This is a genomic window from Leisingera coralii (genome assembly GCF_049056525.1).
Classification (GTDB): domain Bacteria; phylum Pseudomonadota; class Alphaproteobacteria; order Rhodobacterales; family Rhodobacteraceae; genus Leisingera; species Leisingera coralii.
On the sequence record NZ_JBHUPT010000026.1, the window covers coordinates 1 to 24,281 of the forward strand.

At 65.0% G+C, this 24,281-nt stretch carries 20 protein-coding genes; 9 read left to right on the forward strand and 11 right to left on the reverse strand.

Annotated features, from left to right (window positions below; all coding sequences use genetic code 11):
• Positions 1-125: 125 nt before the first annotated feature.
• Positions 126-2,003, reverse strand: coding sequence for a cobaltochelatase subunit CobT (gene cobT, locus ACFMBG_RS10475; RefSeq protein ID WP_421054637.1), 1,878 nt, complete (start codon positions 2,001-2,003; stop codon positions 126-128).
• A gap of 560 nt (positions 2,004-2,563) precedes the next feature.
• Between cobT and ACFMBG_RS10480 the strand changes: the two genes are divergently transcribed.
• Complete coding sequence (locus ACFMBG_RS10480; protein WP_421054638.1) at positions 2,564-4,003, forward strand: hypothetical protein; 1,440 nt, start codon at positions 2,564-2,566, stop codon at positions 4,001-4,003.
• Between the two features lie 77 nt (positions 4,004-4,080).
• Here ACFMBG_RS10480 and cobS read toward each other — a convergent pair whose 3' ends face one another.
• The 3 genes from cobS to ACFMBG_RS10495 form a co-directional block, all read right to left on the reverse strand.
• The gene (cobS, locus tag ACFMBG_RS10485) at positions 4,081-5,061 is read right to left on the reverse strand and encodes a cobaltochelatase subunit CobS (RefSeq protein WP_421054639.1); all 981 of its coding nucleotides are present in this window, start codon (positions 5,059-5,061) and stop codon (positions 4,081-4,083) included.
• 406 nt (positions 5,062-5,467) lie between these two features.
• The gene (locus ACFMBG_RS10490; protein WP_421054640.1) at positions 5,468-5,836 is read right to left on the reverse strand and encodes a hypothetical protein; all 369 of its coding nucleotides are present in this window, start codon (positions 5,834-5,836) and stop codon (positions 5,468-5,470) included.
• A 270-nt stretch (positions 5,837-6,106) separates the two neighbouring features.
• Positions 6,107-6,730, reverse strand: a complete 624-nt coding sequence (locus ACFMBG_RS10495) for a DnaJ domain-containing protein (RefSeq protein ID WP_421054641.1) — start codon at positions 6,728-6,730, stop codon at positions 6,107-6,109.
• Between the two features lie 105 nt (positions 6,731-6,835).
• Here ACFMBG_RS10495 and ACFMBG_RS10500 point away from each other — a divergent pair, with 105 nt between their 5' ends.
• Positions 6,836-7,090 carry a BolA family protein gene (locus ACFMBG_RS10500; RefSeq protein WP_421054642.1) on the forward strand — a complete coding sequence of 85 codons (255 nt, stop codon included), beginning with the start codon at positions 6,836-6,838 and terminating at the stop codon, positions 7,088-7,090.
• An 82-nt stretch (positions 7,091-7,172) separates the two neighbouring features.
• Here the strand turns inward: ACFMBG_RS10500 and ACFMBG_RS10505 are convergent, their stop codons facing one another.
• The 3 genes from ACFMBG_RS10505 to gatB all read right to left on the reverse strand — a co-directional run bounded on the left by ACFMBG_RS10505 (position 7,173) and on the right by gatB (position 10,841).
• Positions 7,173-7,634, reverse strand: coding sequence for a DUF4177 domain-containing protein (locus ACFMBG_RS10505; protein ID WP_421054643.1), 462 nt, complete (start codon positions 7,632-7,634; stop codon positions 7,173-7,175).
• A gap of 169 nt (positions 7,635-7,803) precedes the next feature.
• On the reverse strand, positions 7,804-9,045 hold the full coding sequence (pepT, locus tag ACFMBG_RS10510; protein ID WP_421054644.1) for a peptidase T: 1,242 nt from the start codon (positions 9,043-9,045) through the stop codon (positions 7,804-7,806).
• Positions 9,046-9,329: 284 nt separating this feature from the next.
• Positions 9,330-10,841 carry an Asp-tRNA(Asn)/Glu-tRNA(Gln) amidotransferase subunit GatB gene (gene gatB, locus ACFMBG_RS10515; protein ID WP_421054645.1) on the reverse strand — a complete coding sequence of 504 codons (1,512 nt, stop codon included), beginning with the start codon at positions 10,839-10,841 and terminating at the stop codon, positions 9,330-9,332.
• A gap of 285 nt (positions 10,842-11,126) precedes the next feature.
• Here gatB and ACFMBG_RS10520 point away from each other — a divergent pair, with 285 nt between their 5' ends.
• A complete protein-coding gene (locus tag ACFMBG_RS10520) occupies positions 11,127-13,493 on the forward strand; it encodes a Tex family protein (RefSeq protein WP_421054646.1) in 2,367 nt (788 codons plus the stop codon).
• Positions 13,494-13,710: 217 nt separating this feature from the next.
• On the opposite strand, the gene ACFMBG_RS10525 is transcribed toward ACFMBG_RS10520, so the two are convergent.
• The 3 genes from ACFMBG_RS10525 to pepN form a co-directional block, all read right to left on the reverse strand.
• Positions 13,711-14,997, reverse strand: a complete 1,287-nt coding sequence (locus tag ACFMBG_RS10525; RefSeq protein WP_421054647.1) for a hypothetical protein — start codon at positions 14,995-14,997, stop codon at positions 13,711-13,713.
• A gap of 160 nt (positions 14,998-15,157) precedes the next feature.
• Entirely contained in the window at positions 15,158-15,616 is a 459-nt protein-coding gene (locus ACFMBG_RS10530) for a hypothetical protein (protein WP_421054648.1), read from the reverse strand.
• Entirely contained in the window at positions 15,609-18,173 is a 2,565-nt protein-coding gene (gene pepN / locus ACFMBG_RS10535; RefSeq protein ID WP_421054649.1) for an aminopeptidase N, read from the reverse strand. Before pepN ends, ACFMBG_RS10530 begins: the two co-directional genes overlap by 8 nt.
• A gap of 125 nt (positions 18,174-18,298) precedes the next feature.
• Between pepN and ACFMBG_RS10540 the strand changes: the two genes are divergently transcribed.
• From ACFMBG_RS10540 to ACFMBG_RS10550, 3 genes are all read left to right on the forward strand, one after another.
• Positions 18,299-18,505: a hypothetical protein gene (locus tag ACFMBG_RS10540; RefSeq protein WP_421054650.1), complete on the forward strand. Its 207-nt coding sequence runs from the start codon at positions 18,299-18,301 to the stop codon at positions 18,503-18,505.
• A gap of 227 nt (positions 18,506-18,732) precedes the next feature.
• Positions 18,733-20,880: a malate synthase G gene (locus ACFMBG_RS10545; RefSeq protein ID WP_421054651.1), complete on the forward strand. Its 2,148-nt coding sequence runs from the start codon at positions 18,733-18,735 to the stop codon at positions 20,878-20,880.
• A gap of 114 nt (positions 20,881-20,994) precedes the next feature.
• The gene (locus tag ACFMBG_RS10550; protein ID WP_421054652.1) at positions 20,995-21,423 is read left to right on the forward strand and encodes a GlcG/HbpS family heme-binding protein; all 429 of its coding nucleotides are present in this window, start codon (positions 20,995-20,997) and stop codon (positions 21,421-21,423) included.
• Between the two features lie 113 nt (positions 21,424-21,536).
• Here ACFMBG_RS10550 and ACFMBG_RS10555 read toward each other — a convergent pair whose 3' ends face one another.
• Positions 21,537-22,019: a fasciclin domain-containing protein gene (locus ACFMBG_RS10555; RefSeq protein WP_421054653.1), complete on the reverse strand. Its 483-nt coding sequence runs from the start codon at positions 22,017-22,019 to the stop codon at positions 21,537-21,539.
• A gap of 158 nt (positions 22,020-22,177) precedes the next feature.
• Here ACFMBG_RS10555 and ACFMBG_RS10560 point away from each other — a divergent pair, with 158 nt between their 5' ends.
• The 3 genes from ACFMBG_RS10560 to ACFMBG_RS10570 all read left to right on the forward strand — a co-directional run bounded on the left by ACFMBG_RS10560 (position 22,178) and on the right by ACFMBG_RS10570 (position 24,249).
• Positions 22,178-22,798 carry a helix-turn-helix domain-containing protein gene (locus ACFMBG_RS10560; RefSeq protein WP_421054654.1) on the forward strand — a complete coding sequence of 207 codons (621 nt, stop codon included), beginning with the start codon at positions 22,178-22,180 and terminating at the stop codon, positions 22,796-22,798.
• Between the two features lie 130 nt (positions 22,799-22,928).
• On the forward strand, positions 22,929-23,708 hold the full coding sequence (locus tag ACFMBG_RS10565) for a gamma-glutamyl-gamma-aminobutyrate hydrolase family protein (RefSeq protein ID WP_421054655.1): 780 nt from the start codon (positions 22,929-22,931) through the stop codon (positions 23,706-23,708).
• Between the two features lie 25 nt (positions 23,709-23,733).
• On the forward strand, positions 23,734-24,249 hold the full coding sequence (locus tag ACFMBG_RS10570; protein ID WP_421054656.1) for a GNAT family N-acetyltransferase: 516 nt from the start codon (positions 23,734-23,736) through the stop codon (positions 24,247-24,249).
• The last annotated feature ends 32 nt before the right edge of the window (positions 24,250-24,281 follow it).

Sequence of the window (24,281 nt, forward strand, 5' to 3'; positions counted from 1 at the left end):
TAGGTTTCCTTCGCCCCCCCCCGCCGCCGCGCGCGTCAGCGCGCGGCCATGCCCAAGGCTGAGGACGGCATCTGCAGATGCAGGCCAAAGGCGCGGGAGCGCGCCCTTGGGTTGTTGATGGGAGGTCAGCTGGCGCGCTTGATGCCCATGACGCGGGCGCGGGCGCGCGGGTCGCTGTCGAACAGGGCCGCCAGCTGTTCGGTCATCGCGCCGGCCAGCTGCTCCACATCGGTGATCGTCACCGCCCGCTGGTAGTAGCGGGTCACGTCATGGCCGATGCCGATCGCCAAGAGCTCCACCTGCTTTTTCTTCTCCACCATGGCGATCACGTCGCGCAGGTGTTTCTCCAGGTAGCTCGCCGGGTTCACCGACAGCGTCGAATCGTCGACCGGAGCACCGTCGGAGATCACCATCAGGATCTTGCGCGCCTCGGGCCGGTGCACCATCCGCCGGTGCGCCCATTCCAGCGCCTCGCCGTCGATGTTTTCCTTCAAGAGGCCCTCTTTCATCATCAGGCCCAGGTTGGTGCGGGTGCGGCGCATCGGGGCATCAGCGCCCTTGTAGATGATGTGGCGCAGGTCGTTGAGGCGGCCGGGCTGCTGCGGCCGGCCCTCGTTCAGCCAGGCCTCGCGCGCCAGCCCGCCTTTCCAGGCGCGGGTGGTGAAGCCGAGGATCTCGACCTTCACGTTGCAGCGCTCCAGGGTGCGGGCCAGCACGTCGGCGCAGATCGCCGCAATGGAGATCGGGCGGCCGCGCATCGAGCCGGAGTTATCGAGCAGCAGCGTCACCACGGTGTCGCGGAACTCGGTGTCTTTTTCGACCTTGAAGCTGAGCGGCGTGGTCGGGTTGGCGACAACGCGGGCGAGGCGGCCGGCATCCAGGATGCCTTCCTCGCGGTCGAACTCCCAGGACCGGTTCTGCTGCGCCTGCAGGCGGCGCTGCAGCTTGTTGGCGAGCCGCGAGACCGCGCCCTTCAAGGGCTCCAGCTGCTGGTCGAGATAGGCGCGCAGGCGCTCCAGCTCGGCAGGCTCGGCCAGCTCCTCAGCGGCGATCTCCTCGTCGTGGGTGTCCAGGAACACCTTGTAGTCCGGGTCCGCTTCGGAGACCGGCGGCGGGGCAGGCGGCTCCAGCGGCGCCTCGCCGTCGGGCATCTCGGTGTCCTCGGCCAGCTCCTCGTCGGCCATCTCGTCCATCGAGACCTGGGCCTGGCTCTCGTCCTGCTGCTGCTCCTGGCTCTGCTCAGGGGAGGCGTCGGCCTGCTCCTCCTCCGAGTCATCCTGGCCGGTGCTGTCCGGGTCCTGCTGCTCCTCGGCGTTCTCCTCGGCCTCGTCATTGGCCTCGTCGTCCAGCTCATCCGGGTCATCGCCCAGCTGGTCGCCATAGCCGAGATCGGAAATCACCTGGCGGGCGAATTTGGCAAACTCCGCCTGGTCGGCAATCTTGTCCTGCAGGTTTTCCAGCGTGCCGCCGGCTTGGGATTCGATGAATCCGCGCCACAGCTCCATGATGTTGGCAGCGCCTTCCGGCAGGTCGCGGCCGGTGGCCAGATGCCGGATCAGATAGCCGGCCGAGGCGGCCAGCGGCGCCTCCGAGGAGGATTTCATCTGGTCATAGCCGCGGCGGATCGACTCGTTGCGGATCTTCACGTCAATGTTCGACGCGGTGCCAGGCATGTGCCGCGCGCCCATCGCCTCGCAGCGGGCGGTTTCCATCGCTTCATAAAGATCGCGGGCCATTTCACCCTGCGGCACATATCTGGCGTGGGTGGCGTCGTCGTGGAACTTGTGGCGCAGCGCCAGCGCGTCCGCGGTGCCGCGGGCCAGCAGCACCTCCTCGCGGCTCATCCGGCGGGAAACCTGCGGCAGCCGCATCGAGTCGCCCGACAGCCCCGAGGGGTCCACCGTATAGCTGACCGACAGCTCCGGGTCGTCGGCCATAACCTTGGTGGCTTCGGCCAGCGCCTTCTTGAACGGATCGGCGGGGTTGTCGTTGGGCTTTTTCATTTCGTCATCGCCACTTCATCAAGGTTTCAGCGCAACCTAGAATCTATTCAACAGCTTGGCCATAGGTCCAGGTGTGAATCCCGGTGCGGCCAGGGGCCGAAAACAGCCCGTCCGGGGGGCGGCGGGACGCCGGCGGCTCATGACGGCCCCTGCACGGCTCCGCGGCGGAACAGGCGGGGGAGGGAAGGCGCAGCGCCGGTCTTGCTCCAGGGCGGCTACCGGAAGGCGCAGCTGCAATCAGTGAAACAGCTCAGGGTTGTATCTTTGTGCAGGGACTTTCCTGAAGGTGCCGCCATTTGCGGAGATTTGATGTGGCTTGCCGGGCAAGCGGCCTCTTGAATTATTGCTTTAATTGCAGGCGCTTGAATTGAGGTCTGAGAAGAGGTTGCCCGCATTTTAGCTAAAACCTGCCTAATCCTGCAGTTGGTGCGCGACACTTTTTTTTGCAACCTGAAGTTGCGCTCCTGGCCGGGGTCTTGCCGCGCTCAGCCGGCATCCCCGTTCCCGGCTGAGCGGTCATTCGATGCAAATGTGAATCTCTAGCAAAAAGGAAGTGCCGAATGGACGGAAGCAATTTCAACGAAGTCACCCCTGCCGATCAGATCATCGACTATCTGAAGGATCAGGCCAACACGATCCTGTCCTCGGCGCTGGGATCGTCCAAGCTGCAGGGGTTTGCAGTGACCAGCCTTGGCAACATGCCCTACGTCTGGCAGGACCCTTCCACACTGAAGTTCAACACTCAGACCTACACCTGGATCAAGAGCAACCTGCGCTCAAGCACGGTGCCGTACCAGTTCGATCCGGGCACGGACTTCACCAACCAGTATCTGAATACCGCCTCCAAGATCGGCTGGTCGCTGAGCAGCGGCGATCAGGCAAAACTGAACGCAGCGGCGGCAAATGCAACCCAGCAGCAGGCTGCGGTGCTGAACACCTGGCAATCCCAGATGGGCGAGCTGCCGCCGGGCAAGCAGCCGATCGACGGCATTGCCGAAATCATCACAACCGAATGGGCGGATCCGCCCACCACGCTGACCGCGCTGCAGAATTCGATCAATCCTGATCAGCTGCTGAACAAGGTGCCGGCCTCGGGCGGCCCGGTGGTGCCGGTGTTCATGAACTGGATCAACGCGCTGGGGGCCGCGGTGCCGCTGCAGAACCAGATCACCATGAACAACGCCTATCTGAAGCGGGCGATCCAGGCGATCCAGCAGCCCAGCGAAACCAATGGCGGTCTCACACTGAACGACGGTTCCGTGGAGCCGGCTTATGCGGTCAGCACGCCTGTCGCCGATATCGAGAACGCGCTGAAGAACGCCAGCAACAAGATCGAGCTGAGCATGGATGTGAAGCGCGCCACCTCGGATGAGTTCCAGGTGTCGATTTCCGGCGGCGGCGGATTCTCGGTGCCGGTGTTTGATTTCCTGACCTTGGACGTGGGAGGCAGCAGCAGTTATTTCTCTTCTGACATTGCCACCACCAGCAATGAAACAACGGTGAACATGACCTTCACCGGGGTCAATCTGGTGAACTATGGCCCGCCCGCCTTCAGCCAGGCCGGCCAGACCAAGTACTGGTTCTGGATGGATCCGGTGAACGAGGCGATCAAGAACGGCTATCCGGCAAAGGATGTGTCCGCCTTCAAGTTCGTGTCCCAGCCGCCGGTGAGCGATTGGGGCGACAGCGGCCCGTTCGGCTATCTGGCGGGGGCGGCGATTTCCAACTATCCGTCGATCGAGATCGTGGTGAAGAGCTCGAGCTACCAGCAGATCGAGAAGACCTTCCAGCAAAGCGCCAGTGTCGGGATTTCCTTCTTCGGCATCCGGCTGGGCGGCGGCAAGGAGGGAAGCTACTCGCACAGCGTGACGACGGATTCCTCGTCCTCGACGGTGAAGATCACCCTGACCCCGCCTGCCAGCATGGTGGCAGGCACGGTAGTGGACTCGCGCGGCTGGGTGCTGGGCGTGCAGCCGATATTCCCGGCCTCGAAAGCCTGATCCGAAGGTTCCGGCACAGAGCTAACAAAGAAGGCCCGCGCATCGCGCGGGCCTTCCCGTTCAATCGGTTCGCCGCCTCAGGCGACGTTGGCGGCGCTCTCCGGCAGCTCCTCGTCAAAGCAGCGCTGGTAGAACTCGGCCACGGTCTGGCGCTCCAGCTCGTCGCATTTGTTCAGGAACGACAGGCGGAAGGCATAGCCCACGTCGCGGAAGATCTCGGCGTTCTGGGCCCAGTTGATCACCGTCCGCGGCGACATCACGGTGCTGAGGTCGCCGTTCATGAAGGCGGTGCGGGTCAGGTCGGCAACGGTCACCATCTGGGAGATCTTCTTGCGGCCCTCGGCGGTGTTGTAATGCGGCGCCTTGGACAGCACGATGGCGCTTTCGGCGTCGTGGCTCAGGTAGTTGAGCGTCGAGACCAGCGACCAGCGGTCCATCTGTGCCTGGTTGATCTGCTGGGTGCCGTGGTAGAGGCCGGTGGTATCGCCGAGGCCGACGGTGTTGGCGGTGGCAAACAGGCGGAAGAACGGGTTCGGGGTGATGATCTCGTTCTGGTCCAGCAGCGTCAGCTTGCCGTCATGCTCCAGCACCCGCTGGATCACGAACATCACGTCGGCGCGGCCGGCGTCATATTCGTCGAACACAATCGCAACCGGGTTGCGCAGCGCCCAGGGCAGGATGCCTTCGTGGAACTCGGTCACCTGCTTGCCGTCGCGCAGCTTGATGGCATCCTTGCCGATCAGGTCGATCCGGCTGATGTGGCTGTCCAGGTTCACCCGCACCGACGGCCAGTTCAGGCGCGCGGCGACCTGTTCGATATGGGTCGACTTGCCGGTGCCGTGATAGCCCTGGATCATCACACGGCGGTTGTGGCTGAAGCCTGCCAGAATCGCCAGCGTGGTCTCCGGGTCGAACTTGTAGGTCGGGTCCAGCGCCGGCACCCGGTCGGAGCCATCGGCAAAGCCCTTGACCGTCATATCCGTGTCGATCCCGAACACATCGCGGACCGAAATCGCTTCGGTCGGTTTCGCATTCATGTCCACAAAGCCCTCGGTCATCCCAGTCGATCCTTATCCCGCTTCCCTGCCATCAGGGTCCAATCCGCGGGATTGGTGCCCGATCTGGCGCGCGAGGGCAAGGGGAACTGTCGAAGGAAACCAGCTGACGCCGCGATTGTCCCGGAACTGGACCGGCAGCAGCAGGCAGGCAAGGAGGGGGAGGCTGCCGCCGCACGGCCTGGAGCCCGCGATGCACAGCGCCCCCGGCCGGGCAGCAGGGGGCGCATATGCCGGCACTCGTTGAGCTTGGGGGGGTAGCCTGCGGCCGGACATGCTTTTGCCTAGCCGTTTGCGGCAGCATTCGTCAAAGATTGAATTTACCTTGCGCAAAATTTCGGCAAAAGACCGCCCATGGCGCGGTGGCCGGGGCGGTCCTCCAGACCTGTCAAAATGCTGGAGCGGCAGATCAGGCGGCCAGGGCCTGCGGCGGGGTATCCAGGCCGGTCAGCATGGAAATCTCACGGCGCATGCCGGCCTCCAACTGCTCCGGTCTGGCATAGGCCAGGCAGATCTTGTCGAAGACACGGAAGCGGATCGGCATCGAGCCCGCGGCCTCCACGGTGCCGAAGATCGCGCTGGACCTGGCCGCAGCGATGGTGGACTGCAGCACGGCTGCGGGGCCTTCCAGAATGATCTGCAGGGTCCCGCCGCTGCGGATCATCATGCCGGTGGCGCCGTGCTTCTGCAGGACCGGGCGGTTCTGGCAGATGAACCGGGCGATCTGCTGATGGGTGGTGCCGGCGGCGAGCGTGGCGGTGATGACGAGGCGTTGCATGGGCGGTCTCCTGTGCAGGGCGGCGGTTCCGGGTGCGGGGTGCGCTGATACTTTTTGGCAGCTTCAATCTACACGGGAGCTGATGGGATTTCGCGCCAGCAAAGGTGTAGGAATGCCGCTCTGCCGGCGGCAAAAGCGCAGCCGCCTATCCTTTGGGACAGCTGCCTGACCCAAAGGCGGCAGCCGCCGCAACCGGCCGCCGGTACCGGCCCCCGGGACAAAAAAAGAGCGGCCGCAGGCCGCCCTTCGCACATCGGAGTTTTGCCCGGCTTACTTGAAGCTGCGGCTGTCCTTGATCTGATCCCAGGCCCACATGACCTCCTGCAGCTGCTCCTCCTGGCTGCGGTCGCCGCCGTTCATGTCGGGGTGCAGCACCTTGATCAGTTTCTTGTAGGCCTTGCGGATATCCGCCTTGGACCAGTCGTCCTTGGCTTCCAGGATCTCGATCGCCCGGCGCTCGGTGGGGGGCAGGCGGCGGCCGGTCTTGGCGGCGCGGCCCGGGTTCTGGGTGGCATTGGCGCCCAGCACCTGATGCGGGTCCTCGATGCCCAGCCGCGCCCAGGCACGGGCCTCGGGGTCGCCCATCGGCTTGGTCTCGCGCTCCCAGACCTTGTCCTTGGAGCGCTGTGCGTTCAGCTCCGCCTCGGTGGTGCCTTCGAAGAAGTTCCATTTGTTGTTGTACTCGCGCACGTGCTCCTGGCAGAACCAGTAGAAATCATCCAGCACGTCGGGCGCCTTGGGGGCGCGGAATTTGCCGGCTTCCTCGCAGCCCTCCTTGTCGCAGACGCGGGTAGAGGTTTCGGAAGCACCCGTGGCAGCGCGCCGCCCGCGCGGGTTCTTCTTCTTGGCGGAGCGGACGGACATATCGAAGCCAAAGGGATCGGATTTGGTCATGGGCGCACCTTCTAGACGCATCTGTTCGACTCGGAGGCAGCAGTTTAGTCTAAGGGGCGCCAGATTGAAGGGGGCGCAGGCAAAAAAGATGGGGATGAGCGGAAAATGAGCGTTCAGCAGGAAATGGAAGCGGCGCTGCAGGCGGCCTTTGCGCCGAGCGCGCTGGAGGTGGTGAACGAAAGCCACAAGCACGCGGGCCACGCGGGCGACGACGGCTCGGGCGAGAGCCATTTTGCGGTCCGGATCCGCGCAGAGGCCTTCGCGGGCATGAACCGGGTGGCGCAGCACCGCGCCGTGCACAAGGCGCTGGGGAATATCGTGCCGCGCATCCACGCGCTGGCGCTGGATACCGGGGCATAAGGCCGCGCGGCGGCGGGCGGAATCGCCCGCCCTGCGAAAAGCGGACCGGCAGGGCGGGCAATCTGCCCGCCGTTTCCCCGGGCTATTTCTCGTCGCCTTTCTGCTCCGCCCGCTTTTTCAGCGCGGCGGTCATGCCGGACACCGGGCTGAGCTCTTCCACACCATCGTCGGCCTGCATCCTGGCGGCTCCGGCGCCGGGAACAGGCGTGGGGGCGGCCGGCGCCTCCGGATCGCCCGCGGTGGCGGTCAGCGGCGGTTCGCTGTGGCGGAATTCCACGGCAGCGGCCTGCGCCGCGGCCGGCTGCTCCGCGGCCAGGGCACGGCGGAACACCATCACGTTGCGCCAGTTGGTGGTGGAGCCGGTCAGCCCGGACCGCTCCTCGCTCGGCAGCAGCTCCGCGCGCTGGAACTCCCAGCCTTCGGCGGCCATCTCGTTCAGCAGGATCTCGATCGAATTGGCAAAGCGCGCCTCCGGTGTCTTCACGCCCTTCGCCTTGGTGCCCTTGGCCGGAGCGGGGACCACCTTGTACTCAAATGCTTGCATGAACGTCTCCTGTCTCAGAGGGCAGGTTTAGCGGATGCGGGGAAGGGGTCAAGGGCAGGGCACCCTGCCGATGCGCGGCGGCCCGCCGTTTTCCGGCGCGGAAAACGGCTCGGAAAACATGTGTTTTCCGGGCCGGAATTTTCGCAAAATTCCGCCCCCTGCGGCAGCCTCAGCCCTTCTCCGCCGCCATCTGCACCAGCGTCAGGCAGACCTCCGTGGCCTTGGCCATGTCCTGCACCGAAATCCATTCCAGCGGCCCGTGCACATTCTGCATGCCGGTGAAGATGTTGGGAGTCGGCACCCCCAGTTCGGTCAGCCGCGAGCCGTCGGTGCCGCCGCGGATCGGGGCTGAGATGGGCTCGATCCCATGCGCCTTGCAGGCCTCCAGCGCCAGCTCCACCGGAGTCATGTCGTTCTCCAGCCAGTAGCGCATGTTGCGGTATTGCGGGGTGATCTCGCAGGTGATCTCCGCCCGCGGCTCCGAGGCCTGCACCGCATCGCAGACCTTCTGCAGCAGCGCGCCCTTGGCGGCCAGCCCGCCGCGCTCGAAGTCGCGCAGGATCAGCTTGATCTCCATCTCCGAGGAGCCGCCGTTCATGTCGGTGATATGGATGAACCCCTCGCGCCCGTCCGTCGTCTCCGGCGTCATGGTGGCCTGCGGCAGGGTCTGCACGATCTTGGCCGCCAGATGCGCGGCGTTGACCATCTTCTCCTTGGCCCAGCCGGGGTGGATCGAGACGCCCTTGACGGTGACCACCGCCCGGTCGGCAGAAAAGCTCTCATAGACAATCTCTCCCGCGTCGCCGCCGTCCAGCGTATATGCAAAATCCACGCCCAGGTCCTTGGGCAGCTGCCCGCCGACGCCGCGGCCGATTTCCTCGTCCGGGGTAAAGGCGAGGCGGATCTTCGGATGCTGGATACCCGGATTCGCCAGCAGGTGCCGCGCCAGGGTCATCACGATGGCCACACCCGCCTTGTCGTCGGCGCCCAGCAGGGTGAGGCCGGAGGCGGTGATCAGGTCGTCGCCTTTCTTGGAGGCGAGGTAGGCGGATTTTTCCGGCGACAGCACCAGCGCCGGATTGTCGGGGTAGGTGATGTCACCGCCGCCGTAGCCCTTGATCACCCGCGGCTTGACGCCGGTTGCGTTGAACTGCGGCGCGGTGTCGACATGGGCGAGGAAGCCGATGGCCGGCCCCGGCGCGGTGGCCGGGATGGTGGCCAGCACGACGCCGTAGTCCGTCAGCTGCACATCCTGTGCGCCCATTTCCTGCAGTTCGCGCACCAGCAGGTTCAGCATATCGAACTGGATTTCGGTGCTGGGGGTGGCTGAGGAGGTCTCGTCGCTCTGGCTGTCGATGGCGGCGTAGCGGACCAGACGGTCCTCGAGTTCCTGATCGAAAATGCGTTCCATGAAACCTCCGGGATTTTGGGCGGAGCAAAGCCGCTGGCGCGGGGAAGGTCAAGCGGCGGCGAATATGACGGGGTAGTGAGCGGGTTTTTGTCAGCGTGAAGGGCAGCGTCTGACCGCGGGTGGGGGCGGTCGGGGGCTGTCCGGCGTGCCGCCGGACGGAAGATTGGAAATGACACCACCCGGTGCACAGGGGGTGTACAGGGGGTGCACGTATGTCACCCCCATTCCGGCACGAAAAAGGGCGCCGCGAGGGGCGCCCTTTTGTAGTCTGATTCCGGCGGCGGTCAGCCGCCCAGTTTCTTGGCGACCAGCTCGTTCACCGCCTTGGGGTTGGCCTTGCCGCCGGTGGCCTTCATCACCTGGCCGACAAACCAGCCTGCCAGCTTCGGGTTCACCTTGGCCTTCTCCACCTGCGCCGGGTTGGCGGCGATGATTTCATCCAGGGCGGTCTCGATGGCGCCGGTGTCGGTCACCTGCTTCATGCCGCGCTCTTCGACGATCTGCGCCGGGTCGCCGCCTTCGGTATAGACGATCTCGAACAGGTCCTTGGCGATCTTGCCGGAGATTGCATCCGAGGCGATCAGGTCGATGATGCCGCCCAGCTGGGCGGGGGAGACCGGCGACTCGGTGATCGCGTGGTCCTCTTTCTTGAGGCGCCCGAACAGCTCGTTGATCACCCAGTTGGCAGCCAGCTTGCCGCTGCGGCCCTTGGCGGTTTCCTCAAAGAAAGCCGCCGATTCCACATCCGCGGTCAGCACCGAGGCGTCATAATCGCTGAGGCCGAAGTCGTTGATGAAGCGCGCCTTTTTCTCGTCCGGCAGTTCCGGCAGATTGGCGGCGATCTCATCCACCCAGGCCTGCTCGATTTCCAGCGGCAGCAGATCGGGGTCGGGGAAATAGCGGTAATCATGCGCCTCTTCCTTGGAGCGCATGGAGCGGGTTTCGCCCTTGTCCGGATCATACAGCCGGGTTTCCTGCACGATCTCGCCGCCAGCCTCGAGGATGGCGATCTGACGGCGCGCCTCGACCTCAATCGCTTGCTGGATGAAGCGCATCGAGTTCATGTTCTTGATCTCGCAGCGGGTGCCGAGATGCGAGAAGTCCTGGGTTTCCTGGTACTTCTCGTACTGGCCGGGCAGGCAGACCGAGACGTTGACGTCAGCGCGCAGGTTGCCGTTCTGCATGTTGCCGTCGCAGGTGCCCAGATACTGCATGATCTGGCGCAGCTTGGCGATATAGGCGGCGGCTTCCTCCGGCCCGCGGATGTCGGGGCGGGAGACGATTTCCATCAGGCAGACGCCGGTGCGGTTCAGGTCGACAAAGGACATGTGCGGGTCCATGTCGTGGATCGACTTGCCTGCGTCCTGCTCCATGTGGATGCGTTCGATCCGCACGGTGCGCGCGGTGCCGTCGCCCAGCTCCACCAGCACTTCGCCTTCGCCCACAATGGGATGATAAAGCTGGGAAATCTGGTAGCCCTGCGGCAGGTCGGGGTAGAAGTAGTTCTTGCGGTCAAAGGCCGACCACAGGTTGATGCCGGCCTTCAGGCCCAGGCCGGTGCGCACGGCCTGCTCGACGCAGAACTCGTTGATCACCGGCAGCATGCCGGGCATCGCCGCGTCCACGAAGGCCACGTTGGAGTTCGGCTCGGCGCCGAACTTGGTGGAGGCGCCGGAGAACAGCTTGGCATTGGAGCTGACCTGGGCATGCACCTCCATGCCGATGACCAGTTCCCAGTCATGCTTGGCCCCCGCGATCACCTTGGGCTTGGGGAGTTCATATGTCAGGTCGAGCATGGTTTTCCGCCGTATCCGAATGTCCTTGGTTGGCAAGCGTTCTAGGCCCGCTGGCGGGCAGGGGCAAGGGGGCAATGAAGTACCGGAGGGCACATCGATACCCCCTTTGCGCGGGCCGCAGGCCCGGGCAGCGCCCGTCCCGCCCCCATGGGCGGGCGCTTCACGCCCACCCTCGGGACGGGCGCTGCCCTTAGCGTTTGGTCGCCTGGTCTTGATTGTGCCCCTTGGCGGCGCGCACCAGCGGGGCTAGAACTGGCAGCCCGAGCAGAATTTCAGGAGGCCGCCTTGGACACATCCGCCCGCATCAGCCAGACCATTGCCACGGAAATCGGCGCTGCCGCCAAGCAGGTCAGCGCCGCAGTTGCGCTGCTGGATGAAGGCGCCACCGTGCCCTTTGTCGCGCGCTACCGGAAGGAGGCGACCGGCGGGCTGGACGACACCCAGTTGCGCACCCTGGCGGAACGGCTGGAGTACCTGCGCGAGCTGGAAAAGCGCCGGGCGGCCATCCTCGAGTCGATCAAGGGGCAGGACAAGCTGACCGATGATCTGGCGGCCTCCATCGCCAAGGCGGAGACCAAGGCGCAGCTGGAAGACATCTATCTGCCCTACAAGCCCAAGCGGCGCACCAAGGCGATGATCGCCAGGGAAAACGGGCTGGAGCCGCTGGCGGATGCCATTCTGGCCGACCGCAGCGCCGATCCGGAGAAACTGGCCGAAAGCTACATCACCGAGGCAGTCGCAACGGTGAAAGACGCGCTGAACGGCGCGCGGGATATCCTGACCGAGCGGCTGACCGAAAACGCCGCCCTGCTGGGCCGGCTGCGGGAGTTTCTGCAGAAGGAGGCTGTGCTGACTGCCAAGGTGGTCGAGGGCAAGGAGCAGGAGGGTGCCAAGTTTTCCGACTACTTCGAGCATTCCGAGCGCTGGGCGGATGTGCCCTCGCACCGGGCGCTGGCGATGTTGCGAGGCTCCAATGAGGGCGTGCTGACGCTGGACGTGGGGCCGGAGCCGGAAGAGGGCGTCGCCAAGGCCGAGGCGATGGTGGCGGCAGAACTGGGCGCAGGCGGCAACGGGCCGGGCGACAAGTGGCTGCGCAAGGTGGCAGGCTGGTGCTGGCGGGTGAAGCTGAGCCTGTCGATGATGCTGGAGCTGATGGGTGATCTGCGCGGCCGTGCGCAGGAAGACGCTATCCAGGTTTTTGCCCGCAACCTCAAGGACCTGCTGTTCGCAGCTCCGGCCGGTGCGCGGCCGACCCTCGGGCTGGACCCGGGCATCCGCACCGGCGTCAAGGCGGCAGTGGTTGATGCAACCGGGAAGCTGGTGGCCACGGAAACCCTGTACCCATTCCAGCCGAAGAACGATCTGCGCGGGGCGCAGGTGTCGATTGTCAAGCTGATCGCAGAACACGGGGTGGAGCTGATTGCCATCGGCAACGGCACCGCCAGCCGCGAGACCGAGCGGATGGTGGCGGAGGTGCTAAAACACCTGCCTGCCAAGATCAAGGCGCCGACCAAGGTGGTGGTGTCGGAGGCGGGCGCCTCGGTCTATTCCGCCTCCGAGCTGGCGGCGCGGGAGTTCCCCGATCTGGACGTGTCCCTGCGCGGCGCGGTGTCGATTGCCCGCCGCCTGCAGGACCCGCTGGCGGAGCTGGTGAAGATCGAACCCAAGAGCATTGGCGTCGGCCAGTATCAGCACGACGTGGACCAGCACAAACTCTCGAAATCGCTGGAAGCGGTGATCGAGGATGTGGTGAACGCGGTGGGCGTCGACCTGAACATGGCCTCGGCGCCGCTGCTGAGCCATGTCTCGGGCCTTGGCCCCGGTCTGGCAGAGGCGATTGTGGCGCACCGGGATGTGAACGGCGCGTTCAAGTCACGCAAGGAGCTGCTGAAAGTCTCCCGGCTGGGCCCCAAGGCGTTTGAGCAATGCGCAGGCTTCCTGCGCATCCGGGACGGCAAGGAGCCGCTGGATGCGTCCTCCGTGCATCCCGAAAGCTATGACGTGGCGCGCAAGATCGTGGCCGCCTGCGGACGGGATATCCGTCAGATCATGGGCGACGCTGCGGCGCTGAAAGGCCTGCGGGTAGAGGATTTTGTTGGCGGCGATGTTGGCCTGCCCACCGTGCGCGACATTTTCCAGGAGCTGGAAAAGCCGGGCCGCGACCCGCGCCCGTCCTTTGTCACGGCCTCCTTCAAGGACGGGGTGGAAGAAATCACCGACCTGAAGCCCGGCATGGTGCTGGAGGGCACGGTGACCAACGTCGCGGCCTTTGGCGCGTTCGTTGACATCGGCGTGCATCAGGACGGGCTGGTGCATGTCAGCCAGCTGGCCGACCGGTTCGTGAAGGACCCGCATGAGGTGGTGAAGACCGGCCAGGTGGTCAAGGTCACGGTGACCGAGGTCGATGTGCCGCGCAAGCGGATCGGTCTGACGATGAAAAAGGACGGTGGTGCCTCCGCCAAGGAGGACCGCAACGTGCGCGGCCCGGCCAAGGGGGCAGGCCCGCGCCGCGGCGGCAAGCCCGGTGGCCCTCAGGGCGGCAAGGGCAGGATGTCTGCTGGACCCAAGGGCGGGCAGGGCAGGGATCAGGGCTCCGGCCAAAGCACTGGCGCGCTGGGTGCGGCCTTGATGGACGCCTTCAAGAAGAAATGACGAAGCGGGGCCTTGGCCCCAATTCAATCAGGGCAGAGATGCCTGGGCTGGCCGCGCCCGTAGACCCGTAGAAGAGTTGCGGTGAGCGTTCGCCCGGGCGGGTGCGGAACGCGCCCGCCGTGGAGCGGGCGGACGCGCGCCCGCCGCTGGCGCGGCGGGCGGCGGCTACCGCCGATGGCAAAAAATGCTTCGATGCGTGAAAGCCGCGGTCTCGGCCTTAAGCGGGGCTGAATTCCAGCCCTTGTTCGGTAAAGGCAACTTTCTGGCCGCCTTCGATCTCCTCGCGGAACTGGGTGGCGATGGCTTGCAGCGCGCCGGCATGGCCGCGGGCGGCAAAGCGGCTGAGCGAGGTGATGCGGGCGCTGTTGTCGAACCCTTCGGCGGCATGGGCCCAGACCAGCGGATGCAGCTCCTTCAGGTGGTCGCGGATCAGCCAGTCGGCGGCCGCGGCGATTTTCAGCCTCGGCACGTCGGCCTGAATGTTCCGGCCCAGGTCCTTGCGCAGGGCGACGCTGCAATAGGCCGCCAGCAGGTTGATCATCTCCTGTGACGGATTGGCCTGCACGATGTCCTTCAGGCCGTCGAGGAAAAACCGGGTATCGACCCGGGCGCAAGCCTGATCGTCGATGGCGATGGCGTCGAAGTAGACCCAGGTGTAGCCGCCGGCGCCCCAGGTCTCCTCGGTGCGCGCAGCGGTGCGCCGGGCCTCCAGTTCCAGCGCCGCATAGGAGCCGGACCAGCGCGGCAGCATGCGGGTGCCGAGGGTGCGCATGTGGCGGTGGTTGTCCGGGGCCAGATCGATCAGGGCGCCAAAGGCATCTGCGACCGGCAGGGTGCCGCTGCTGCTGCCGGCAAACAGGGCGCATTGCGCCGCCTTCAGGAAGGGGCTGTCCTCGCTGGCCTCCGCGATCGGCTCCAGCAGGGCCGCGGCGCGGTCGAAATGGGCGGCGCAGCGGCGCTGGCTGGAGGCCTGTGCGGCTGGGGCATTTCCGGGGCCGCGCCAGGCCCAGCCGATGTCGATGTGGGCCAGCGCCACCAGGGCGGTCAGATAGGGGTCGTGGCGATGCTCGGCCCGCAGGGCCTCAAACGCCATCAGGCCGCGGATCAGGCTGCGGCTGGCGGCGTCTTTCTGTTCGGACAGGGCATGTTCGGTGGCATTCACCACATCGGCGCGGGCGCCATAGGCGATCAGATCGGCCAGCGGCAGGCCGCAGCGGGCGGCGGCTCGGGTTTCGTCGGCCTCGCGGATCTGCCGGGACAGGTCCTCCCAGCGTTCCTGCCGGGCCAGGAACTGGCCGCGGTCCTGCGCCTCGACGCATTGGGGGTCGCCGTGTTCGCTGCGGATCGGGATGGACAGGCTGTCTTCCAGGCGCCGGGCCAGAAACTGTTCGGCAGGGGCCGGGGAGGGGGCTGACGTTTGGCGTGCAGCGGGCCGGGACCGGCTGGAAACCAGGCCTGAAATCCGGGACAGAAGATCCCGCGCCTGTCGAGACTGTGTGAGCATTTTTGCTTCCTGAAGAGTGGCAGCTTATCGTTGGTTACAGTTTCGTCAGGCAATGGGGCGCAAAGATGGCGGCACTGGGGAAGTTCGCGCGCGAAAGCGGTTTATTGCGTGTCTTTCTCTACAAGCCAAAATGGATTTGGCGGGCTTTTGACGGGCGGCGTCAAAACGCCGTGAAATGGTGCCGCTCCGTGCGGATACCGCGCTTCTGGAATTCCGAGTCAGCTTCGGCGTGGGGCGGGGTGGCCTCCTGCGGCAGGCGGATGCGTTTGCCGCTGCGCAGGATCAGCGTGGCCCGTACCGAGAAGTCCCAGCGGGTGTCAAAACGCACGCGGTCGATCTCGCTGAGCTGGGCTTCACCGGTCAGCCCGCCGCTGAACCATTCAATCCGGCTTTGAGAAATATTGAAACCCGCCAAGGGGTTGCGGATCAGGTCCCAAAGGGCGGGCAGGACCGGAAGGGCCAGCAGGACCACCAGCCACAGAGCCGCGTCCAGGCCGATCCACAGTACCAGCAGCGCCGCAAGCCAGCCGCCCGCCGCCATCATGGCGGCCGGGGAGCGGCCCCGGCGGGAGAAGCTGTAGTCCTCCGCCGGGGCGGGTGTTCCGGGGGCGTCAGGCATCCAGGATCCGGGTGACCATTTCATTGGTGTCGCGGCTGAGGCCTTGGGTGCCTGCAATCCGTGTCAGCTGGGCCCGGATCAGCGACTGGCGGCCGGCGTCATACCGCTTCCAGGTCTGGAAGGCGGCGCACATGCGGGCGGTGGTCTGCGGGTTCAGCTTGTCCAGTGCGATCAGGTTGTCGGCCAGCAGCTGATAGCCCTCGCCGCTGGCATGGTGGAAGCCCGCGTGGTTGCCCGCCAGCGCGCCCATCACCGCGCGGAAACGGTTGGGGTTCTTCATGTCGAACAGCGGATGGCGGGTGAGCTCCGCGGCGGTGGCGGCGGTCTTCTCCGGCGCCGCGCAGGCGATCTGTAGGGCAAACCACTTGTCCATCACCAGCCGGTCGTCCTGCCATTGGTCAAAGAAGGCCCGGCTTTGGACCTCGCCCTTCTCAGCCTTCATCAGCGCGCCCAGGGCGGCATACTGCTGGGTCATGTTGTCCGCGGCCTCATATTGCCGGGCAGCCTGCTCACCGCCGTCGAGCCGGGTCAGCAGCGACAGGATGCGGCCGTTGAGGGCGCGCTTGCCGGCACTTTCGGCATCCGGGACATAGGGGCCATCGACCGTGGTCGCGGCATAGAGCCGGGGCAGGCTGGTTTCCAGCTGCTGCGCCAGGGTCTGGGCAAAGGTCTCAGCCGCGTCGTAGATCTTCTGCGGATCGGGGGTATAGCCGCGCTCATGCAGGGTCTGGGCGATGTCGGACTGGCTGGGCGGTGACAGCACCAGCGCCCGGAAGGCCGGGTCCTGTTCGTCATCGCGCACCAGTTTCTCCAGCGCGTCCAGATAGGCGGCATCCGGCGCGGCACCGTCCAGCACCATGGATACGCGGGTTTCCTTGGCCAGCGCGTTGCCCGCTTCCCAGCGGTTGAACGGGTCGGTGTCATGGGCCAGCAGGAACGCGCGCTCGGCGTTGCTGGTCTCGCGCTCCAGGATCACCGGGGCGGAGAATTCACGCAGGATCGAGGGCACAGGTTTGGAGGCGAGCCCCTCGAAGGTGAAGCTCTGCTTGGCTTCTGTCAGTTCCAGCACCTCAGTCGCGCGGACTTCGTCGCCGTTGGGCGACAACAGGCCCACCGCCATCGGGATCACCCGCGGTGCCTTGTCGGGCTGGCCGGGCGTCGGAGGCGTCGATTGCTCGAATGTCAGGGTATAGGTGCCGTCGGCATAGTCTTCAGTAACCTTCACCCGCGGGGTGCCTGCCTGGCTGTACCACAGCTTGAACTGGCTGAGGTCGCGCCCTGTCGCATCCTCGAACACCTTCAGCCAGTCCTCGATGGTGCAGGCCTGGCCGTCGTGGCGCTCGAAATACAGTTTCAGCGCCTTGTAGTAGTTCTCATCCCCTACCAGCCGCTTCAGCATGCCGATCACCTCGGCGCCTTTTTCATAGACGGTGGCGGTGTAGAAGTTGTTGATCTCCTGGAACTGCTCCGGGCGCGGCGGATGGGCGAGGGGGCCGTTGTCCTCCGGGAACTGGCGGGCGCGCAGGGTGATCACATCGTCAATGCGTTTGACCGGCTCGGAGCGCATATCGGCGGTGAACTGGGCGTCGCGAAAGACGGTCAGCCCTTCCTTGAGGCAAAGCTGGAACCAGTCGCGGCAGGTGATGCGGTTGCCGGTCCAGTTGTGGAAATACTCATGCGCGATAATCGCCTCGATACGTTCGAAATTGGCATCTGTGGAGGTCTCGGGCGATGCCAGAACGCAGGAGGAGTTGAAGATATTCAGCCCCTTGTTCTCCATCGCGCCCATGTTGAAGTCGTCGACGGCCACGATGTTGAACAGCTCCAGGTCGTATTCGAGGCCATAGACGTCCTCGTCCCACTTCATCGACTTCTTCAGCGCCTCCATGCCAAAGGCGCATTTGCCCTCGTCACCGGGGCGGACCCAGATGTTCAGCTCCACCTCCTTGCCGGACTTGGTGGTGAAGGAGCCGGGGTGGTTGACCAGATCGCCCGCCACCAGCGCAAACAGATAGGCCGGTTTCGGCCAGGGATCGTGCCATTCGGCCCAGCCTTCTCCCTGGCCCATCGGGTTGCCGTTTGACAGCATCACCGGCTCGTCGCCCTCGACCCGCACGGTGAAGGTGGACATCACGTCGGGGCGGTCGGGGTAGAAGGTGATCTTGCGGAAACCCTCGGCCTCGCATTGGGTGCAATACATCCGGTTGGACATGTAAAGCCCCTCCAGCGCGGTATTGCCGGCCGGGTTGATCTCCACCTCGGCCTCCCAGGTGAAGGGGGCGCTGGGCACCTCGCATTTGAGGCCGCCCTCAACCAGTTCCGGTGTCACCTCCTGGCCGTCGATCTTGGCCGAGATCAGCTTCAGCTCCTCGCCGTGCAGGAAAAACGTCCTGTCCGCCGCGTCCGGCTCGGGCGCAAAGCGGATCTTGCTGAGGACGCGGGTGGTTTCCGGCGCCAGGCGGAACGTCAGATGGACGCTTTCGACGTCATATCCGAAGGGCGTGTAATCCTTCAGGTAAAAGGTCTTGGGGGCGGTGGCGGGGCTTGCATCTTTCACGGCGGAACCTCGTTTTTGTGGAACCGGAGCAGGCCCCGGCACGTAGTTACCCATAGTCGTAGGCAACACCGGGCGGAGCGGCAAGCCGTCCTGAGCCTCAATTTGTACCTGAGAGGAGTTCAGCCATGTCCGCGCCGGATACCAACGTCGACCGTCAGAAAGAGAAGCACAAGCCCTCGCTGCTGGGGATCGGCGCGGTGGCCGTCTTTGCGCTGGTCGCGCTGGGGCTGTTTCTGCTGATGGTGTTCGACCGGGGCGGCGAACAGGACAAGGTGGAGGCGCCAGCCACCGCCGCAGAAGTGCAGGCGGTGATCGATGGGACGGCCGACTGACCGGGGCCTGACCACGTAGTTTTCCGGGGTGTGCGGGGCAGCCTGCGCACCCTTGCTGCGTGACTGGTACCCGCAGCTCACGCATATTCGGAATTCTTTTCGGCACTTTCTTGAAAATCAAGAAATTGAGTTTGGTTTCACCGATGGGCTGTTTTGTTGCTGACCGGAAACTTCTGCCCTAGTTAGGAGGACAGCATACAGTGGTGTACCGCCAGAAGGAGCAAGTCATGAGCCGGGTCGAGAAACAGGGAATTCAGGTTGCGCCGGAACTGGCGGATTTCATCGAGAAACAGGCGCTGCCCGGCACCGGTGTTGACGCCGCGGTGTTCTGGAAAGGCCTGGCGGAGCTGGTGAACGGCTTCGGACCGGAAAACCGGGCGCTGCTGGCCAAGCGCGATGAGATCCAGGCCAGGATCGACGCCTGGCACATCGCCAACCGCGACAAGCCGCATGACCACGAAGCCTACAAGGCGTTCCTGGCGGACATTGGCTACCTGCTGCCCGAGGGCGGCGATTTCGAGATCGAAACCCAGAACGTGGACCCGGAGATTGCATCGGTGCCCGGCCCGCAGCTGGTGGTGCCGATCACCAACGCCCGCTATGCGCTGAACGCGGCAAACGCGCGCTGGGGCAGCCTTTATGATGCTTTTTACGGCACCGACGCGATGGGCACGCCTGCCCCCGCGGGCGGTTACGACAAGGGCCGCGGCGCGCGGGTTGTGGCGCGGGCGCGGGTGTTCCTGGACGAGGCCTTCCCGGTCGAGGGCACCAGCCACGCCGATGCGCGCCGCTACCATGTGCAGGACGGCCAGCTGCTGATCGACGACCTGCCGCTGGCCCAGCCGGAGAAGTTTGCAGGTTACCGCGGCAATCCCAAGGCGCCGGAATCCGTGCTGCTGCGCAACAACGGGCTGCATGTGGAGCTGGTCTTTGACCGTGCCCATGCGATTGGCGCGCGCGATCAGGCGGGCCTTGCAGATGTGCGGCTGGAAAGCGCGATGTCGGCGATCATGGATTGCGAGGACTCGGTCGCTTGTGTCGATGCCGAGGACAAGGTCCTGGCCTATTCCAACTGGCTGGGTCTGATGAAGGGGGATCTGGAGACCAACCTGGAAAAGGGCGGCAAGACCATCACCCGCCGCCTGAACCCCGATTTCGGCTTCACCGCGCCGGATGGCTCCACCAAGACCGTGAAGGGCCGCGCCCTCTTGTGGGTGCGCAACGTGGGCCACCTGATGACCAACCCGGCGGTGCTGGATAAGGACGGCAACGAGGCCTATGAAGGGCTGCTGGACGCGCTGATCACCGTCCTGATCGCTAAGCACGACCTGAAACGCGACGGCGGCAACTCCGCCCTCGGCTCGGTGTACGTGGTGAAGCCCAAGATGCACGGACCGGAGGAAGTCGCCTTTACCGGCCGCATCTTCGACAAGGTCGAGGATATTCTGGGCCTGCCGCGCCACACCGTGAAGATCGGCATCATGGATGAGGAGCGCCGCACCTCCGTCAATCTCAAGGAATGCATCCGCGCCGCCAAGCACCGGGTGGCCTTCATCAACACCGGCTTCCTGGACCGCACCGGCGATGAGATCCACACCTCGATGGAGGCCGGGCCGTTCTCGCGCAAGGATTTCATCAAGCGCAAGGCGTGGATCGGCGCCTATGAGAACCTGAACGTGGACATCGGACTGGAATGCGGCCTGTCCGGCAAGGCGCAGATCGGCAAGGGCATGTGGGCGATGCCCGACATGATGGCAGCGATGCTGGAGCAGAAGATCGAGCATCCGAAATCCGGCGCCAACTGCGCCTGGGTGCCGAGCCCGACCGCCGCCACCCTGCACGCGCTGCATTACCACAAGGTCGATGTGTTCGCGGTGCAGGAGAAGCTCAAGGCCGGCGGCCGCCGCGCCCATGTGGACGGTATCCTGGAGATCCCGCTGGCCACCTACCGCAAGTGGACGCCGCAGCAGATCGCCCGCGAGGTCGACAACAACGCGCAGGGCATCCTCGGCTACGTGGTGCGCTGGATCGACCAGGGCGTCGGCTGCTCCAAGGTGCCGGATATCAATGACGTCGGCCTGATGGAGGACCGCGCCACCTGCCGGATCTCCGCCCAGCACATCGCCAACTGGCTGCATCACGGCGTGGTCAGCGAGGAGGAGGTGATGGGCTCCCTGCGCAAGATGGCCAAGGTGGTGGACGAGCAGAACCGTGGCGACAACAGCTACCGCCCGATGGCGCCGGGCTTTGACACCATCGCCTTCCAGGCGGCCTGCGATCTGGTGTTCAAGGGCCGGGTGCAGCCCTCGGGCTATACCGAGCCGGTGCTGCACGCCCGCCGTCTGGAACTGAAGGCCCAGGAAGCTTCGGCCTGACTGCGGCAAACTGACCCCGGGAAACAGTTTCCCTGATTTAGCGGGTAGTCAAAGGGGGCCATTTGGCTTCCTTTTTCCTTTCGTAACGTAACGTCAGCGGGAGGAAGAGCACTCATGGCAGGGATTTCATTGGATCAGGCGCGCACCATCATCCGGGCGGCACTGGAGAAAGGGCGGGAGCTGAACCTGAAACCGCTGTCGGTGGTGGTGCTGGATGCCGGCGGCCACGTGCAGGCGTTCGAGCGCGAGGACGGCGCCGCGCCGGGCCGGTTCGCAATTGCCCACGGCAAGGCCTATGGCGCGGTGATGCTGGGCATGGCGGGCACCGCGCAGATGGCGCGGGCCGAGGCGCAGGCCTACTTCATGGCAGCGGTGAACGGCGTTTATGGCGGCCAGGTGGTGCCGGTGCCGGGCGGCGTGCTGGTCAGGAACGGCTCGGGTGACGTGATCGGGGCCGTTGGCGTGACCGGAGACACCTCGGACAATGACGCAGCCGCCGCTGTGGCCGGGATCGAAGCCGCGCGCCTGCACGGCGAGATCTGAAAATACAACCCCCTCCCGCCAGGGGCAGGAGGGGAGCCCGATCAGGGGGGGCGGGAGGGGGCCCTGCTCTTAAAGCGGGAGGGGGTCCTGCTTTCAGGGCAGAAGGCGCGCGCTTAGGGCAGGATGACGGTGTCGATCACATGAATGATGCCGTTTGAGGTTTCGATGTCCGCCGCCGTGACCGTGGCATCATTGATCTTGACGCCACCGTCCATCGAAACGGTGATCTCCTTGCCCATGACGGTCTCCGCCGTCATGCCATCACTCAGATCCGACGACATAACCTTGCCCGGTACCACGTGGTAGGTGAGGATCTCCGTCAGCTGCGCGCGGTTTTCAGGCTTCAGCAGGGTTTCGACCGTACCCTCGGGCAAGGCCGCGAAGGCTTCATCTGTTGGCGCAAACACCGTGAACGGCCCGTCGCCCTGCAGCGTTCCCACCAGATCGGCAGCGGTCAGCGCCGCCGCCAGGGTCTCGAACTGGCCGGCAGCAGCGGCGGTCTCGACGATGTCCTTGGACGCGGCGGGAGCGGCCGAGGGCACCGACAGGCCGAGGGCAATGGCAAACGCAGTCACGGAGAGGCGGTTGAAGATCATGAGACATCCTTTCTGTCAGGCGCCAGGGGGGAGCAAAGAGTTCTGGCACCGATAGCTTGACATTCAAAAAATTTGCATGAGATACACATTTGTGTGAGGTGCATATTTTTTGCACTTGGGTAAAATATCCTGACGAGGATTGTCCGGAGGTCAAAACCATGAGCAAGCCCATGCTGTCGGAGACGCTGCAGGAAGGTCTGGAAGCCTACAGAATCGGCCCCAAGCTGCGCACTCTGCGCCAGGGCAAGGACATGGGGCTGGCCCAGCTGGGCGAGCATACAGGCCTGTCAGCGGCGATGCTGTCGCGGATCGAGCGGGGGCAGGTGTTCCCGACTCTGGCCACCTTGCTGCGCATCGCCATGGTGTTTGGGGTCGGTCTGGATCATTTCTTCGGCCCGGGTGAGGACGCGCCGGTGCTGGAAGTGGTACGCGCCCAGGACCGGCTGAAACTGGGCGACAAGACCGACGGGGCGCTGTCTTACCTGTTCGAAAGCCTGGATTTCCCGGTCACCAAAAGCCGGTTCCAGACTTATCTTGCGGAATTTTCCGGCAACAGCGCCGAAAGCGAGCCCCACGCGCACCCGGGCGCGGAATTGATCTATGTGATCGAGGGCGGGCTGGGACTGGGCATCCACGGCCGGACCGAGGTTCTGAACAAGGGCGACTCGGTCTATTTCGATGCGGGGTTTGCGCACAGCTACCGGGCGGTGCCGGGGCAGCGGTGCCGGGCGCTTGTTGTGGTCTCGCGCGACGCCGTACCGGACAGCCAGTCGTGCTGAAACAGGACGGCAGCCTGCTGCTGACGCAGGGTTGTGCAGGTGCGAACACTGTGTTGCTCTGCGCCGCCTGTTGAACCTGTGCAGTGTCAGGGCTAGGTTTTTCTTCAGGAAATGAAATTACGAGTGGATCATGACGCGACCAAAGGTTGGCATTATCGGCAACTCCTATCTGATCAACGATCAGTACCCCGTGCATGCAGGCGGCACGATGAATTCCGAAGCGATTGCCGAAGTTGCCGGCTGCATGCCGCTGATGATCCCCTCCGACCCGCGCTTTGTTACGGTGGACGAGCTGCTGCACACGTTCGACGGCTTTCTGCTGACGGGCGGGCGGCCGAACGTGCACCCGCATGAATACGGCGAGGCGGAAACCGAGGCGCATGGCGCCTTTGACCGGGCCCGCGATGCCATCACCCTGCCGCTGATCCGCGCCTGCGTGGAGCGCGGCCAGCCGTTCCTGGGCATCTGCCGCGGCTTTCAGGAGGTCAATGTGGCGATGGGCGGCTCGCTCTATCCCGAGATCCGGGACCTGCCGGGGCGGATGAACCACCGGATGCCGCCCGACGGCACGCTCGAGGAGAAATTTGCCCTGCGCCACACCGTCCGGTTCAGCGCGGGCGGTGTGTTCCACCGGCTGTTCGGCGCCGAGGAAGTGATGACCAACACCCTGCACGGCCAGGGCATCAAGCGACCGGGCGCCCGGGTGGTGGTGGACGGGCACGCGCCCGACGGCACCCCCGAGGCGATCTTCATCAAGGACGCGCCTGGCTTTACCCTGTCGGTTCAATGGCATCCGGAATGGGATGCCGCCAGCGATCCGGTGTCGCGCCCCCTGTTCGAGGCCTTTGGCTCCGCGGTGCGGGCCTGGGCGGACGGCAGCGCGCAGGCCGGTTTTCAGAAATCCGCATAAAGGCATTTTGTTAAAAGGTTTGGTGATGAAAGGTGATGTGGAAGAGGGCGCGCCCTGCAGGAAGGGCGCGTACAGGATCCGGCAATTCAAGGCAGGCGATACGGCAGCATTGGCGGAGGTGTTCCGCTCTGCTGTGCATGGCATTGCAAGCCGGTTCTATTCTCCGGAGCAGATCAACGCCTGGTGCCCCGGGCCGCCGCCGGCCGCGGCCATCGGGCAGAAGCTGTCCGACGGGCGGGCCGCCTGGGTGGCGGTGGATGAGGAGGAAGCGCCGGTGGCCTTCATCGACCTGGAATCCGATGGCCATATCGACATGCTGTTCTGCCATCCCCGTGCGGCCGGGCAGGGTGTTGGCGCGGGTCTCTACGGCAGGCTGGAAGCGGCGGCGCTGCGCCAGGGGCTGGGGCTGCTCTATGTCGAGGCCAGCGAAGCCGCGCGCGGTTTCTTCGAACGCCAAGGCTTCGTCGTGGACCGGCGCCGCGACTTTGAGCGCAGCGGTGTGAAGATCCACAACTACCGGATGGTCAAGATCCTCGGCTGATTTGGGGCGGCGGGCTGCCCGCAGCGGGGCAG

What these genes read in the sequence shown, in the direction of transcription:
- cobT (WP_421054637.1), bottom strand. Translation starts at nt 2,003, where the DNA reads ATGAAAAAGCCCAACGACAACCCCGCCGATCCGTTCAAGAAGGCGCTG.
- ACFMBG_RS10480 (WP_421054638.1), top strand. Translation starts at nt 2,564, where the DNA reads ATGGACGGAAGCAATTTCAACGAAGTCACCCCTGCCGATCAGATCATC.
- cobS (WP_421054639.1), bottom strand. Translation starts at nt 5,061, where the DNA reads ATGACCGAGGGCTTTGTGGACATGAATGCGAAACCGACCGAAGCGATT.
- ACFMBG_RS10490 (WP_421054640.1), bottom strand. Translation starts at nt 5,836, where the DNA reads ATGCAACGCCTCGTCATCACCGCCACGCTCGCCGCCGGCACCACCCAT.
- ACFMBG_RS10495 (WP_421054641.1), bottom strand. Translation starts at nt 6,730, where the DNA reads ATGACCAAATCCGATCCCTTTGGCTTCGATATGTCCGTCCGCTCCGCC.
- ACFMBG_RS10500 (WP_421054642.1), top strand. Translation starts at nt 6,836, where the DNA reads ATGAGCGTTCAGCAGGAAATGGAAGCGGCGCTGCAGGCGGCCTTTGCG.
- ACFMBG_RS10505 (WP_421054643.1), bottom strand. Translation starts at nt 7,634, where the DNA reads ATGCAAGCATTTGAGTACAAGGTGGTCCCCGCTCCGGCCAAGGGCACC.
- pepT (WP_421054644.1), bottom strand. Translation starts at nt 9,045, where the DNA reads ATGGAACGCATTTTCGATCAGGAACTCGAGGACCGTCTGGTCCGCTAC.
- gatB (WP_421054645.1), bottom strand. Translation starts at nt 10,841, where the DNA reads ATGCTCGACCTGACATATGAACTCCCCAAGCCCAAGGTGATCGCGGGG.
- ACFMBG_RS10525 (WP_421054647.1), bottom strand. Translation starts at nt 14,997, where the DNA reads ATGCTCACACAGTCTCGACAGGCGCGGGATCTTCTGTCCCGGATTTCA.
- ACFMBG_RS10530 (WP_421054648.1), bottom strand. Translation starts at nt 15,616, where the DNA reads ATGCCTGACGCCCCCGGAACACCCGCCCCGGCGGAGGACTACAGCTTC.
- ACFMBG_RS10540 (WP_421054650.1), top strand. Translation starts at nt 18,299, where the DNA reads ATGTCCGCGCCGGATACCAACGTCGACCGTCAGAAAGAGAAGCACAAG.
- ACFMBG_RS10545 (WP_421054651.1), top strand. Translation starts at nt 18,733, where the DNA reads ATGAGCCGGGTCGAGAAACAGGGAATTCAGGTTGCGCCGGAACTGGCG.
- ACFMBG_RS10550 (WP_421054652.1), top strand. Translation starts at nt 20,995, where the DNA reads ATGGCAGGGATTTCATTGGATCAGGCGCGCACCATCATCCGGGCGGCA.
- ACFMBG_RS10555 (WP_421054653.1), bottom strand. Translation starts at nt 22,019, where the DNA reads ATGATCTTCAACCGCCTCTCCGTGACTGCGTTTGCCATTGCCCTCGGC.
- ACFMBG_RS10560 (WP_421054654.1), top strand. Translation starts at nt 22,178, where the DNA reads ATGAGCAAGCCCATGCTGTCGGAGACGCTGCAGGAAGGTCTGGAAGCC.
- ACFMBG_RS10565 (WP_421054655.1), top strand. Translation starts at nt 22,929, where the DNA reads ATGACGCGACCAAAGGTTGGCATTATCGGCAACTCCTATCTGATCAAC.
- ACFMBG_RS10570 (WP_421054656.1), top strand. Translation starts at nt 23,734, where the DNA reads ATGAAAGGTGATGTGGAAGAGGGCGCGCCCTGCAGGAAGGGCGCGTAC.